Origin of the sequence: Burkholderia sp. Ac-20392 (genome assembly GCF_017104585.1) — a bacterium.
In the GTDB taxonomy this organism is placed as follows: Bacteria; Pseudomonadota; Gammaproteobacteria; order Burkholderiales; family Burkholderiaceae; genus Burkholderia; species Burkholderia lata.
The window spans coordinates 1-13574 of record NZ_JAAGPB010000224.1 but is presented as its reverse complement, the minus strand read 5'-3'; the positions used below and the strand labels follow the sequence as shown (position 1 = coordinate 13574).

The window sequence follows — 13574 nt, the reverse complement described above, 5'->3', positions numbered from 1 at the left end:
CCCACACCCCGCGGCCTCCCCTCCACCACCTCCCGTTCCTTCCCCTTCGCGTCGAATGCAGGCTCGCCCCCCTGCCCGCCGACCCGGCACGCGCCGACCGCCTCGCGCAGCCGCGCGGCCTGTTCCTGCCGCGACGCGGCAGCCGCGGCGGCCTCCTCGACGAGCGCCGCGTTCTGCTGCGTCACCTGGTCCATCTGCGTGACCGCGCGCCCGACCTGCGTGATGCCGCTCGCCTGCTCCTCCGACGCGGCCGCGATCTCGCCCATGATGTCGGTCACGCGTGCGACGGCCTGCAGGATCTCGCCCATCGTCGTGCCGGCCTGGCCGACCAGCGTCGACCCGTTGCGCACGCGCTCGACCGAGTCGACGATCAGCTCGCGGATCTCCTTCGACGCCGTCGCGCTGCGCTGCGCGAGCGAACGCACTTCGCCCGCGACCACCGCGAAGCCGCGGCCCTGCTCGCCGGCGCGCGCGGCTTCGACCGCCGCGTTCAGCGCGAGGATGTTGGTCTGGAATGCGATGCCTTCGATCACGCCGATGATGTCGGCGATCTTGCGCGAGCTGTCGTCGATCTCGCCCATCGTGCCGATCACGCGGTTCACGACGTCGCTCCCGGTGCGCGCGATCTCCGATGCGCTGTTCGCCAGCCCGCTCGCCTGCCGCGCGTTGTCGGCGTTCTGCTTCACCGTCGCGGTCAGCTGCTCCATGCTCGCGGCGGTTTCCTCCAGCGACGCGGCCTGCTCCTCGGTGCGCTGCGACAGGTCGTCGTTGCCGGCCGAGATCTGGCGGCTCGCCGACGCGATCGATCCGGCCGACTGGCGAATCCCGCCGATCGTCGCCTGCAGCCGTGCCTGCATGTCGTGCATCGCGGCCATCATGCTCGTGCGGTCGCCCTCGCGCACCGGCACCGGCTGCGTCAGGTCGCCCTGCGCGATGCGCGTCGCGAGCGCGGCCGCTTCGTCGGGCTCGCCGCCGAGGCTGCTGCGCACGTTGCGGATGATCACGAGCATCGCCGCGCTGATCACGAAGCCGATCACGAACACGACCGCGAGGTGGCCGAGCAGCGTCCGGTAATAGATGGTGTCGATGTCCTTCAGGAAGACGCCGCTCGATATGTTCCAGTCCCACGGCGTAAAGCGCGTGACGTAGCTGATCTTCGGCACGGCGGTCTCGCTGTGCGGCAGGCGCCCGCGATACTCGGCGAAGCCGCTGCCGGTTTCCTTCGCGGCGTTCAGGATCGTGACGAACAGCGGCTTGCCGTCCGGATCGAGATAATCGCCGACCTGCGTGCCGACCAGCTTCGGCAGCGTCGGATGCATCAGCACGACCGGCTTCGAGTCCATCACGAACACGTAGCCCGAATCGCCGTAGCGCATCGCGGCCAGGCTCGCGAGCGCGTCGCGCTTCGCGTCGGCCTCGGGCAGCGTGCCGCTCTGCGCGAGCGCGTGATACGCCTTCACGATGCCGGCTGCCGAATCGACGAGATTCGCGATGCCTGCCTTGCGTTCGGCGAGCATCGTCGCGCGCGTCTCGTACGCGCTCCATGCGCCGACGCCCAGGAGACCGATCCATACCAGCGCAAGCGCGAGCCACAGCTTGCGGTTCAAACTCATTCTGCTCATCTGCGTGCCTTTGTCGATGTCGATGCGCACGCTGCGCGCGAACGGCCTGCCGCGCGCAAACGCTTGCCCATTTATTTACGGCACCGAGGCTTACAACTTGAATACGAGCAGGCACTGCGAACCGGCGATCGACATGCCGCCTGCGCACCGCCCCGCACCGCGACCGCCGACGCGACAGTCCGCATCCGCTGTGCTAAAAAGACCGGCCAGCCGGCACACGAAGAGCCGGCACCATTCCGGGGGCCATCCATGTACGTCATCGACATTCACTACACCGCATCGCTCGAGCGCATCGACGACGCGCTCGAACGCCACCGCGCATTTCTGCAGCCGCAGTTCGACAAGGGCATCTTCATCGCGGCCGGGCCGAAGGTGCCGCGCGAAGGCGGCGTGATCCTCGCGGCCCGCATCGATCGCGACGAGCTGGACGCGATCCTGAAGACCGATCCGTTCGTCATCGAGGGGCTCGCCACGTATCGCGTGACGGAATTCCGGATCACGCGTGCCGCCTCCGGCTTCAACGTGCCCGCGCTGCCGTAACGCGACGCCTGCGCGGCCCCTGCGCGAGGCGCGCGCAGGCCGACACGCCGCCCGACGGGCAGCATTCAAACAACGAATCGAGAGGGAAAGCGTGACGGCGCGTGGCGGCCGTCACGTGATCGCCAGGCCGGGCGCCCGGCGGCGACTGGTCAGTCGACCAGCAGCTTCAGGTCGTGGACCCACGGGCCGGGGCCCTGGCCATCGCGCACGAACAGGCGCAGCTTGCCGTCGCGGTCGAACACGTAGCTCGCTGCGGTGTGATCCATCGTGTAGCTGCCGGGCGTCTTGCCGGGCACCTTCGCGTAGTACACGCGGAAATCCTTCGTGACCTTCTTCAGCGCCGCTTCGTCGGCCGGCCGCAGGCCGATGAACGACGGATCGAACGCGGGCACGTACTGGCCGAGCAGCGCCGGCGTGTCACGCTCCGGATCGACGGTGACGAACAGCACCTGCACGCGCTTCGCGGCATCGGGCCCGAGCTGCTTCAGCGCTTCGGACAGCTCGGCCATCGTCGTCGGGCACACGTCCGGGCAGTGCGTATAGCCGAAGAACATCACGACCGCACGGCCCTTGAAGTCGGCGAGCGTGCGCACCTTGCCGGCCGTATCGGGCAGCGAGAAGTCGCTGCCGAACTGCGTGTTGCCGGTGATGTCGAGATTCTGGAATTTCGGCGCGTTGTCGCATCCGGCGAGCAGCAGTGCTGCCGTGAATGCGCATGCGAGCATCCAGCCTTGGCGCGCGCGGCGCCCGAACCGTGATTGGAGCATTGCGTTCAAACCGTGCGGTTACACGCCGAGCAGCGGGCGTGCATAGTGATCGACGAGCAGCGCGGCGAACAGCAGCGACAGATAGACGATCGAGTAGCGGAAGGCCTTGCGGGCGAGTTCGTCCGAATAGTCGCGATGGATCTTCCACGCATACGCGAGGAACACCGCGCCGAGCAGCACCGCGCTCGTCAGGTAGACAGCCCCGCTCATCCCGGAGATGAACGGCATCAGCGTGACCGCGAACAGGATCACCGTGTACAGCAGGATGTGCAGCCGCGTGAACTTCTCGCCGTGCGTGACGGGCAGCATCGGCAGCCCGGCGTTCTCGTAATCCTTGCGGCGATACAGCGCGAGCACCCAGAAATGCGGCGGCGTCCACACGAAGATGATCAGCACGAGGATCCACGCGTCGCCCGGCACCGCGCCGGTGACCGCGGCCCAGCCGAGCGCCGGCGGCATCGCACCCGATGCGCCGCCGATCACGATGTTCTGCGGCGTCATCGGCTTGAGCAGCAGCGTGTAGATCACGGCGTAGCCGACGAAGGTGGCGATCGTCAGCCACATCGTCAGCGGGTTCGTGAACGTATAGAGCGTCCATGCGCCGACGCTGCCGAGTACGGCCGAGAAGATCAGGATCTGCGGGGTCGTGATCTCGCCGCGCGCGGACGGGCGCCACGCGGTGCGACGCATCATCGCGTCGATCTTCTGTTCGACGAGGCAGTTGATCGCGAACGCGGCGCCGGCCAGCAGCCAGATGCCGACCGTACCGCCGATCAGCACGTGCCACGGCACCATGCCCGGCGTCGCGAGGAACATGCCGATCACCGCGCAGAACACCGCGAGCTGCGTGACACGCGGCTTCGTCAGCGCCATGTATTGCGAAAACCGGCTACCGGGCGATTGGGAGAGGGTGCTTTGCATGGGGGCGGTCACGCCGGGGCGGCGTCGCGCGCAGGCTGCGCGACACGGCCGGGGCGGCTTGAAAGGATGCGAAAGTTTAACATGACGACGAGCAGCAGCAGGATCGCGGCCCCGCCGTTGTGCGCGACGGCGACCGGCAGCGGCCACTGCAGCACGATGTTGGTCAGGCCCGTCACGAACTGCAGCAGGACGACCAGCAGCACGCCGTTCGCGGGCCGCCGCAGCGACTCGAAGCGACGCATCTTCAGCGCAAACGCGACCAGGTACGCGACCACGACGAACGCGAACGTGCGATGCGTCCAGTGGATCGCGACCAGCGCGTCCTGCGTGATCGCGTCGCCGTCCTTCGTCATCCCGAGCGCGCGCCACAGGTGGAAGCCGTGCTGGAAGTCCATCGGCGGGATCCACTGGCCGTTGCAGGTCGGGAAGTCGGTGCACGCGAGCACCGCGTAGTTGGTGCTCACCCAGCCGCCGAGCGCGATCTGCACGACCAGCAGCACGAGCGCCGCGAGCGCAGCCGCGCGATAGCGGCCGGCTTCGGGGTCATACGACGGCAGCGGCGTCTGCCGCGCCGCGAGCCAGCCGAGCGTGCCGAGCAGCGTGAGGCCGAGCAGCAGGTGGATCGTGACGATCACCGGCTGCAGCTTCATCGTGACCGTCCACGCGCCGAACGCGCCCTGCACGAGGATCAGCAGCAGCAGGCTCGTCGGCCACCACGGCGACACGTGCAGCGGGCGGCGGCGCAGTCGCGCGGTCCACGCGATCGCGACCTGCGCGATGATCAGCACGCCGATCGCCATCGCGAAATAGCGGTGGATCATCTCGATCCACGCCTTCGACATGCTGACGGGGCCCGTCGGCATCGCCTGGTGCGCGGCCGTGATCGCGGCGTGCGCGATGAACGGCGACGACGTGCCGTAGCAGCCGGGCCAGTCCGGGCAGCCGAGCCCCGAATCGGTCAGCCGCGTGAAGCCGCCGAACATCACGAGGTCGAGCGTCAGGAAGGTGGTGATCCACACCAGCTTGCGAAACTTGTTGTCGTCGGCCTTCACCCACACGTAAGACAGCGGCAGCAGCGCGATGCAGAAGCCGATCAGGCCGAGTTGCAGTAGATACGACATCGGTTCATTGCCTCTCGTGTTGCCTTAGCCGATGCTCGACCACTTCAGCAGCTTCGTCACGTCCGCCTTGATCTTGCCGGGATTCGGATCCTTCGGGAAACGCATCATCAGGTTGCCGTTCGGATCGACCATATAGATGTGGTCGCTGTCCTTCGTGCCGGCGTCGGCCGGCAGCCACGCGGCCACCGCGGCCGGGTCGGCGACGAGACGGCGCGTGTCGGGGTACGCGTCCAGCACCTTCTGCGGCATCGCGCCCGCATCGCTGCGCAGCCACACCATCGTGAGGCGGTGCCGCTCGCCCGCCTGCGTGACGCGGATCTGGCGCATGAAATAAAGCTTCTGCGCACACGCGTCGTCGCACGCGCTGCGGTCGGTCATCACGAACAGCCACACGCCGCGCAGCGACGACAGCGGCACGGTCTTGCCGGTTTCGTCGGTCACCTGCAGATCTGCGGGGATCGGACGCTGCGGCTCGATCAGCGTGCCGTAGTTGGTCGAGCCGCCCTTCGGCTTGATCACGTAATAGGTAAAGTACGACGCGATCATCGGTGCGGCGCACACGAGACCCAGCAGCACGAGCATCCAGCGGCCGCGCTTGCGGGCCGCGGGCGAGATCGGCGCAGCGGCCGGACCCTGACGGGAAGATTGCATGGACAAATCAGACCTCTCGAAACGAACCCGCGGCGCCGGCGCCGCGTCCTGGCATGGCACTCACGCGCCGGCCGACTTCTTCGCCGCACGCCGCGCGGCGTACAGGCCGAAGCCGAGCGCGGCCGCCGCCATCGCCCACCACTGAAACATGTAACCGTAATTGCGCTCGACGCCGGTCGTCGCCGCCGGCCAGTCGCGCACGAGCTTGTCGCCGTCGTCGCTCGTCTGCTGGATCACGAACGGCTGAAGCGGCAGCCCCGTTTCCTTCGCATACGCGGCGACGTCCAGGTTCTGCCGGATCTTCTGGTGCGCCGCCGACCCGCCTTCACCGAGCTCGAACGCCCGCGACGCGTCGGCGCGCGCGATGCCCACGATCTCGACGTCGCCCGCGGGCGTCGCGAACGGCTCGATCGCCGTGCGATCGGAAATATTGCGCGGCAGCCAGCCGCGGTTCACGAGCACGACGCCGCCGCCCGTGAGTTTAAACGGCATCACGACGTAAAAACCCGGCTGGTCGTTATACGGCCGATTGTCGAGGAACACGGCTTGGTCGGGCAGGAAGCGGCCCGTCGCACGCACGCGATGGAACTCGATCGACGCGAGCGGCATCGGCTGCGCGCCGACGTCGACGGGCGCAGCCTGCTCGTAGCGCTCGATGCTCGCCTGCAGCGCTTCCTTCTGGTGCGCGCGGTCGCGCTGCCAGAAACCGAGACGGATCGTGACCGCAACGACGACGAGGATCAACAGCGCAGGCAGCCAGCGTATCTTCATCATGCGGCCCGCCCGGCACATGCCCGAAAGCGAAGTGCGATAATTATCCTCTTCCTTTCGAATTGCCGTCGTCCGGTTCGTGTCATGCACATACTCGTTCCCATCGCCTTCGTCCTCATCATTGCCAGCATGGGCTCGGCGCTCTACTTCATGATGCACGACCGCGGCCACACGAAACGCATGGTCTGGTCGCTCGCCACCCGCGTCGGGCTGTCGGTGTCGCTGTTCCTGCTCATCCTGATCGCGAACTGGATGGGCTGGATCCATTCGACCGGCCTGCCGATCGGGCGTTGATCGATTTGCCGCCGCGGCCGCTGTGACATTTCGCCGCACGGCCGCAGCACCAAGCAAAAGCGCCGCCTGACTGAGTCGCGGCGGCGCCCGGGTGGTGAAGGCCGGCAGTCATGCTGCCCGGCCGACCCAATGAAAACGGCCCGCGCATTGCTGCGCGGGCCGTTGTTCCATTTACAGCCAGTAGACGACGACGTACAGGCCGAGCCAGACGACGTCGACGAAATGCCAGTACCACGCGGCGCCTTCGAATGCGAAGTGGTGATCGGGCTTGAAGTGGCCGCGGATCATCCGCACCAGCACCACCGCGAGCATCGTGCCGCCGAGGAACACGTGGAAACCGTGGAAGCCCGTCAGCAGGAAGAACGTCGAACCGTACACGCCCGAGTTCAGCGTCAGGTTCAGTTCGTTGTACGCGTGGTAGTACTCGAAGCCCTGCAGGAACAGGAAGCAGATACCGAACGCGAGCGTCGCGGCCAGCCAGGCGATCGCCTTCTTGCGATGATCGTCACGCAGCGCGTGGTGCGAGATCGTCAGCGTCACGCCCGACGACAGCAGGAACGCGGTGTTCAGCGTCGGGATCGGCCACGGGCCCATCGTCTTGAAGTGACCGGCGAGCGCGGCGGGGCCTTCGTTCGGCCACACGGCGGAGAAATCCGGCCAGATCAGCTTGTAGTCGAGGCTGCCGAGCTGATGCAGCGCGATTTCACGTGCATAGAACAGTGCGCCGAAGAACGCGCCGAAGAACATCACTTCCGAGAAGATGAACCAGCTCATGCTCCAGCGGTACGACTTGTCGACGTTCTTGCCGTAGTGACCGCCTTCCGATTCGGCGATCGCGTCGCCGAACCAGTGATACAGCGTAAAGAGCAACCAAAGCAGGCCGAGCAGCGCCGTAAACGGCGCCCAGTCGTGACCGTTGATCCACAGCGCTGTCGATCCGAGCATGACCAGCAGGCCGATGGCCGCGCTGATCGGATGCTGCGACGGATGCGGCACGAAATAGTACGGGGTCTGGTTTTGACCGCTCATGCTTGATTCTCCACTTCAGTCCAATTTGTGTACCGGAAACCGCTCCGGCTTTATTTCTTGCGCGGCGTGACCACCACCGCTCCTTCCTGCACGCGGCGCCGTGACGCCGCGCACTGCATTCTTCCTTCGTGGCCGCGGGCTTCAACCCACGACGGCACGCACGATCAGGATCAGCACGCCGATGAACAAACCGGCTGCCAGCAACGCGACGATCAACACGTGCAGCGGATTCAGCTGCGTCGCGTCGGCCTCCAGGTCGCGCCGCTTGCGCACCCCGAAGAACGACCACAGCACGGCTTTCAGCGCCTGGCCGAACGACCCGCCCCGCTTGACCTCCGTCATCGCCTCGCCTCCGTCGTCATGCGTCCGGCTTCGCCGCGCCCTGCGCCGCGGTCTTGCCCGGCGCGGGCGCCGGCGTGGCCGGCGTATTCAGCTCGAAGAACGTGTACGACAGCGTGATCGTCTTCACGTCCTTCGGCAGCTTCGGATCGATCACGAACACCACCGGCATCTTGCGCGATTCGTTCGCGGCCAGCGTCTGCTGCGTAAAGCAAAAGCACTCGATCTTCTTGAAGAACTCCGTCGCCTGCTTCGGCGCGTAGCTCGGAATCGCCTGGGCAACGACCGGCCTGCCCTGCCCGTTCGTCACGTCGTACACGATCGTCGTCAGCTCACCCGGATGCACGTCGAGACTGTTGTGCTCCGGCTTGAAACCGAGCGGGCCGCGCGCATTCGCATCGAACTCGACCGACACCGTGCGGCTGGTGTCGACCTGCGAGTTCTTCACCTCGCGCTCGCTGACATCGCGCTGCACCAGGTTGTTGATGCCGGTGATCTGGCAGATCGCACGATACATCGGGATCAGCGCGAAGCCGAAACCGAACATCAGCCCGGCCACGACGAAGAGCTTCACCAGCATCGAACGATTGAACGCGCGATCGACGGCGCCCTCTTCCGGCTTCGACATACGACAACTTCCTCGCTACTGCGTCTGTTGCTGCATCAGTGAGTGGACAGCCACCACTGCTTGATCACGACACCCACAAAAAAAACGGCGGCGATGACGAGCAGGATGAGGCCGAGCCGCTTGTTGCCCGCGCGGACCTGCTCGGGCGTTCGTCTTTCTTGTGGATTCCGGTTCATCTGAAACTTCGCTGAAATTTCAATTCGGCGCCCGCCGCGCCTGCCTGCGCGGCAGGCAGCGGCGGAACGCACTGTGAAACTTACTCGACGTGCGGCGGTTGCTCGAACGTGTGGAAGGGAGCCGGGCTCGGCACCGTCCACTCGAGGCCTTCCGCGCCATCCCACGGCTTGTCCGACGCCTTTTCCAGCTCGCCGCCGCCACGGTAGGCCGGCAGCGCGACCGCGAACAGGAAGTACACCTGCGCGAGGCCGAAGCCGAATGCGCCGATCGTCGCCACCTGGTTGAAGTCCGTGAACTGCGCCGGGTAGTCCGCATAGCGACGCGGCATGCCTGCGAGACCGACGAAGTGCATCGGGAAGAACGTCAGGTTGAAGAAGATCATCGACGCCCAGAAGTGGATCTTGCCGCGCGTCTCGTTGTACATCCAGCCCGTCCACTTCGGCGCCCAGTAGTACCAGCCCGAGAACAGCGCGAACAATGAGCCGGCCACCAGCACGTAGTGGAAGTGCGCCACCACGAAGTAGGTACCGTGATACTGGATGTCGAGCGGCGCCATCGCGAGCATCAGGCCCGTGAGACCGCCGAACGTGAACACGAACAGGAAGCCGATCGCGAACAGCATCGGCGTTTCGAACGTCATCGAGCCGCGCCACATCGTCGCGAGCCAGTTGAACACCTTCACGCCCGTCGGCACCGCGATCAGCATCGTCGCGTACATGAAGAACAGCTGGCCGGTGACCGGCATGCCCGTTGCGAACATGTGGTGCGCCCAGACCATGAACGACAGGATCGCGATCGAAGCCGTCGCGTACACCATCGAGCTATAGCCGAACAGCGTCTTGCGTGCGAACGCCGGGATCACCTGCGACACGATCCCGAACGCCGGCAGAATCATGATGTACACCTCGGGGTGGCCGAAGAACCAGAAGATGTGCTGGTACATCACCGGGTCGCCGCCGCCTGCCGCGTTGAAGAACGACGTGCCGAAGTGACGGTCGAACAGCACCATCGTGATCGCGCCTGCCAGAACCGGCATCACTGCGATCAGCAGGTACGCCGTGATCAGCCACGTCCATGCGAACATCGGCATCTTCATCAGCGTCATGCCCGGTGCGCGCATGTTCAGGATCGTCACGACGATGTTGATCCCGCCCATGATCGACGATGCGCCCATGATGTGGACCGCGAAGATCGCGAAGTCCATGCCCGGGCCCATCTGCGTCGACAGCGGCGCGTAGAGCGTCCAGCCGGCGGCCGTCGCGCCGCCCGGCGCGAAGAACGAACCGACCAGCAGCACGGCCGCAACCGGCAGCAGCCAGAAGCTGAAGTTGTTCATCCGCGCGAACGCCATGTCGGACGCGCCGATCTGCAGCGGAATCATCCAGTTCGCGAAGCCGACGAACGCCGGCATGATCGCGCCGAACACCATGATCAGGCCGTGCATCGTCGTGAGTTCGTTGAAGAACTCCGGACGCATGATCTGCAGGCCCGGCTCGAACAGCTCGGCCCGGATGGCGAGCGCCATCACGCCGCCCGACAGGAACATGATGAACGAGAACAACAGGTACAGCGTACCGATGTCCTTGTGGTTGGTGGCGAACAGCCAGCGCCGCCAGCCGTGCGGCATTTCGTGCGCGTGGTCGTCGTGCGCGTGGTCCGCGGCTACGTCGTGCCCGATGCTAGACATGAGAATCTCCTAATGCGAATACGTCGACTAACTCAGCGACACGTCAAGCCGCCGGGCCGATCTCGACACGCCGGGCTTCCTTCGCGTCCGCCCCGCCCGTGATCGTTTCCGGCTTTTTGAGAATAATGTGGTCTTCCGCCACGCCTGCTGCCTTCAGCGCGTCGCGCACGGCCTGTGCACGATGCTTCGCCAGTTCGGCGTTTGCGTCGGCCGAGCCCGACTTGTCGGTAAAGCCCGACAGCGCGAGCTTCGCGTCCGGATGTGCCTTCGCATAGTCGGCCGCGGCGGCGATCGCCGCCTTCGCGTCGGCCGGCAGCACGCTCTTGCCCGTCTCGAAGTAGATCGTCGACAGTGCGGCCGATGCCGCTGCCGCCGGCTGCTCTGCGCCCGACGCGGCCTGCGCCGGCGCCGAAGCGGCTTCCGCCGGTGCTGCTGCCGCTGCGCCCGCCGCGTCTTCCGGCATCTTGCCGTTACGCGCGTCGGCCACTTGCTTCGGCTGCAGCAGGTCGTTCTTGTGGTTGCCCCACGAATTGCGTTCGTACGTGATGACCGACGCGATGTCGAGATCCGACAGCGACGCCCACGACGGCATTGCACCCTTGCCGTGCAGCACGCGCTCGACGTGGCCGGCGATCGGGCCGTTCACGATCGGGCTGCCGTCCATGGCCGGGAAGGCGCCGAGGCCCTTGCCGCTCACCTGGTGGCAGGCCGCGCAGTTCGCCTTGTAGACTTCCTCGCCGTGCGCGACGAGTTCAGCCATCGTGTAGACCTTGTTCGGATCGACTGCGGCGCTGGCCAGCTTGGCCTTCTGCGCGGTGACCCACTTCGCGTAGTCGTCATCCGACAGGACTTCGACGACGACCGGCATGTACGCGTGTTCCTTGCCGCACAGCTCGGTACAGAAACCGCGGAACGTACCGACCTTGTCGGCCTTGAACCACGTGTCGCGCACGAAGCCGGGGATCGCATCCTGCTTCACGCCGAACGCGGGCACGTACCACGAGTGGACGACGTCGTTCGCGGTCGTGATGATGCGGATCTTCTTGTTGACCGGCACGACGAGCGGGTTGTCGACTTCCTGCAGATAGGTGTCGGTGATCGGCTTCTTGCCCATCACTTCGTCGCGCGGGGTGCTGAGCGTCGACAGGAAGCCGATGCCCTCGCCCGGGCCCTTCACGTAGTCGTAGCCCCACTTCCACTGGTAGCCGGTGACCTTGATCGTGAGATCGGCGTTGGTCGTGTCCTTCATCGCGACGACGGCCTTCGTCGCCGGCAGCGCCATCAGCACGACGATGACGAACGGCACGATCGTCCAGATGATCTCGACGGTCGTGCTTTCATGGAAATTGGCGGCCTTGTGGCCCTTGGATTTGCGGTGCGCGAAGATCGAATAGAACATCACGCCGAACACGCCGACGAAGATCACCGTACACAGGATGAGCATCATCGTGTGGAGATCGTAGAGCTCCTCGGCGATCTTCGTGACAGGCGGCTGAAAGTTGATCTCGTTGACGCGGGGGCCGCCCGGGCTATCACCGACCGCCAGGGCGGCACCGGCAAAGAGCAATCCGCTGCATGCCAGCACGCCCGTGAGGGCTCGCTTGATTGTTTTCATAGCATCCTTACCCAAAATTTCCATTCAAACCCTCCCCCGTCGCAAGCTACCGGCCATATCCGCCGGTGCCCGCGCCTCGTCAGCCGCAGCGCCTGAGCGACACGCGCAGTTCGTCGGCGAACTGCGCACGCTTGTACTGCGCGAGATGCTGCCCGATTACGACGGTCTGCCCGCGCGATACCAGCCGAATCGGATCGCGTGGCGTCGCACCCGGCTCGACCCGCACCCAGCGCGGGTTGAATTCGATCTGCGTGAGCCGCTCCGCATCCATCCGCTCGATCACGAGCCGGTGCGGATACAGCCTGATGCGTTCGTAATCGACCGCATGGCGAGCATAGATCGCAAATGCGACACCCACAGCCAGCAACTCGATTCCGGTGAAGGGCATGACGAGCCAAGCCCCCCGCCACATCAGCAATGTCGCGATCACCAGCGAGAAGCCCGCGAGCGACGCGTAAAACAGCACGAACTGGCGCGGTGACGCCGAACAGTTGCGTTTCATCAGCCAGTCTTCGAGGACCGGCTCGCCGTTCGTCGTCTCCGCCAAAACCCTCGCTGCTTCCATCGCCGCCTCACGCGAATGGCATGCGATGCATGCCTGCATCGGACTCGTCGCCCCGTATTGCGGGGACCCCGGGACGACAAGCTGACGCATTATAGGCGGGTTCAATGGCATCCACAAGCAAGCGACTATCGGCCCGCGAGCCAAGCGCGACAAGCTTTTCGGCCATTTTAGGCGCCAATTCGACCCCGCTTTGCGCCGCTAATTTCAGACATAACAAAACCCCTCTTTACCGCTTTACCGATTCTTCGGACGCCCCTTTCCGATGTCCTCGATGCGCACGATCCCGTGCCCTTCGGCAGTCGTGCGCGGCACGGCCTTCCACGCATGGCCGTAGATCACTTCGAAGGTCAGCGGAATCGTGCCGTCCTCGCGCCGGCGGGCCTCCAGCGCGTCGCCGAGCGCCGCGCGGAAGCGCCGCGTCGCGCGCTGCGGCGCCTCGCGGTCGAACGGATAGGCGCCCCAGCGGCGCACGTCGGCCAGCAGGGAGTCGGGGGATTTGTAGGTGACGGTCAGCACTTCCTGATCCATCACGGGAATCTCGAAGCCGCTCTCGACGAGCATGTCGCCGAGGTCGTGCATGTCGACGAAATCGATCACGCGCGCGGCGGGCGGCGCCATGCCGAGCGCCGCTTCGGCGTCGGCGCAGGCCGCGCGCAGTTCGCGCAGGGTATCGGGGCCGAGCGTGCTGAACATCAGCAGCCCGTTCACGCGCAGCACGCGCTGCCATTCGGGCAGCACCGCGTCCGGGCGCGAATGCCAGTGGAGCGCGAGATTCGACCAGATCAGGTCGAACGCGCCGCCGGGGAACGGCAGCGCGGCGAAATCGGCCTGCGCGACGCGCGGGCCA

General features: G+C 65.8%; 16 protein-coding genes. 2 read left to right on the top strand and 14 right to left on the bottom strand.

Features of this window, described 5'->3' with window-relative positions:
* Nucleotides 1–1622 (bottom strand): methyl-accepting chemotaxis protein (locus G3N99_RS22855; RefSeq protein ID WP_241011798.1); only part of this gene is annotated, 1622 nt, incomplete at its 3' end.
* Between the two features lie 249 nt (nucleotides 1623–1871).
* On the opposite strand from G3N99_RS22855, the gene G3N99_RS22850 reads away from it, so the two are divergent.
* Nucleotides 1872–2162, top strand: a complete 291-nt coding sequence (locus G3N99_RS22850) for a YciI family protein (RefSeq protein WP_069248921.1) — start codon at nucleotides 1872–1874, stop codon at nucleotides 2160–2162.
* Between the two features lie 149 nt (nucleotides 2163–2311).
* Here the strand turns inward: G3N99_RS22850 and G3N99_RS22845 are convergent, their stop codons facing one another.
* The 5 genes from G3N99_RS22845 to G3N99_RS22825 are packed head-to-tail and all read right to left on the bottom strand — an operon-like array spanning nucleotide 2312 to nucleotide 6393.
* The gene (locus tag G3N99_RS22845) at nucleotides 2312–2929 is read right to left on the bottom strand and encodes an SCO family protein (protein WP_046544363.1); all 618 of its coding nucleotides are present in this window, start codon (nucleotides 2927–2929) and stop codon (nucleotides 2312–2314) included.
* Between the two features lie 18 nt (nucleotides 2930–2947).
* Complete coding sequence (gene cyoE / locus G3N99_RS22840) at nucleotides 2948–3850, bottom strand: heme o synthase (protein WP_011353269.1); 903 nt, start codon at nucleotides 3848–3850, stop codon at nucleotides 2948–2950.
* Between the two features lie 8 nt (nucleotides 3851–3858).
* Nucleotides 3859–4971 carry a COX15/CtaA family protein gene (locus G3N99_RS22835; RefSeq protein ID WP_206123538.1) on the bottom strand — a complete coding sequence of 371 codons (1113 nt, stop codon included), beginning with the start codon at nucleotides 4969–4971 and terminating at the stop codon, nucleotides 3859–3861.
* Nucleotides 4972–4995: 24 nt separating this feature from the next.
* Nucleotides 4996–5622: a cytochrome C oxidase subunit I gene (locus G3N99_RS22830; RefSeq protein ID WP_174937790.1), complete on the bottom strand. Its 627-nt coding sequence runs from the start codon at nucleotides 5620–5622 to the stop codon at nucleotides 4996–4998.
* 60 nt (nucleotides 5623–5682) lie between these two features.
* Nucleotides 5683–6393 carry an SURF1 family protein gene (locus G3N99_RS22825; protein WP_241011799.1) on the bottom strand — a complete coding sequence of 237 codons (711 nt, stop codon included), beginning with the start codon at nucleotides 6391–6393 and terminating at the stop codon, nucleotides 5683–5685.
* 84 nt (nucleotides 6394–6477) lie between these two features.
* On the opposite strand from G3N99_RS22825, the gene G3N99_RS22820 reads away from it, so the two are divergent.
* Nucleotides 6478–6687, top strand: coding sequence for a twin transmembrane helix small protein (locus tag G3N99_RS22820; RefSeq protein WP_011353273.1), 210 nt, complete (start codon nucleotides 6478–6480; stop codon nucleotides 6685–6687).
* A 171-nt stretch (nucleotides 6688–6858) separates the two neighbouring features.
* Here the strand turns inward: G3N99_RS22820 and G3N99_RS22815 are convergent, their stop codons facing one another.
* The 8 genes from G3N99_RS22815 to G3N99_RS22780 all read right to left on the bottom strand — a co-directional run.
* Nucleotides 6859–7716, bottom strand: coding sequence for a cytochrome c oxidase subunit 3 (locus G3N99_RS22815; RefSeq protein WP_011353274.1), 858 nt, complete (start codon nucleotides 7714–7716; stop codon nucleotides 6859–6861).
* Between the two features lie 141 nt (nucleotides 7717–7857).
* Nucleotides 7858–8058: a DUF2970 domain-containing protein gene (locus G3N99_RS22810; protein WP_174937787.1), complete on the bottom strand. Its 201-nt coding sequence runs from the start codon at nucleotides 8056–8058 to the stop codon at nucleotides 7858–7860.
* 16 nt (nucleotides 8059–8074) lie between these two features.
* The gene (locus G3N99_RS22805) at nucleotides 8075–8683 is read right to left on the bottom strand and encodes a cytochrome c oxidase assembly protein (RefSeq protein ID WP_011353276.1); all 609 of its coding nucleotides are present in this window, start codon (nucleotides 8681–8683) and stop codon (nucleotides 8075–8077) included.
* A gap of 35 nt (nucleotides 8684–8718) precedes the next feature.
* Nucleotides 8719–8859, bottom strand: coding sequence for a cytochrome oxidase small assembly protein (locus tag G3N99_RS22800; RefSeq protein ID WP_174937785.1), 141 nt, complete (start codon nucleotides 8857–8859; stop codon nucleotides 8719–8721).
* An 80-nt stretch (nucleotides 8860–8939) separates the two neighbouring features.
* Entirely contained in the window at nucleotides 8940–10547 is a 1608-nt protein-coding gene (gene ctaD / locus G3N99_RS22795) for a cytochrome c oxidase subunit I (RefSeq protein WP_069248929.1), read from the bottom strand.
* 43 nt (nucleotides 10548–10590) lie between these two features.
* Nucleotides 10591–12186 carry a cytochrome c oxidase subunit II gene (coxB, locus tag G3N99_RS22790; RefSeq protein WP_011353278.1) on the bottom strand — a complete coding sequence of 532 codons (1596 nt, stop codon included), beginning with the start codon at nucleotides 12184–12186 and terminating at the stop codon, nucleotides 10591–10593.
* Between the two features lie 55 nt (nucleotides 12187–12241).
* Nucleotides 12242–12766, bottom strand: coding sequence for a DUF2244 domain-containing protein (locus G3N99_RS22785; RefSeq protein ID WP_046544359.1), 525 nt, complete (start codon nucleotides 12764–12766; stop codon nucleotides 12242–12244).
* Nucleotides 12767–12961: 195 nt separating this feature from the next.
* A partial coding sequence (locus G3N99_RS22780; RefSeq protein WP_206123537.1) for a methyltransferase domain-containing protein occupies nucleotides 12962–13574 on the bottom strand: 613 nt, incomplete at its 5' end.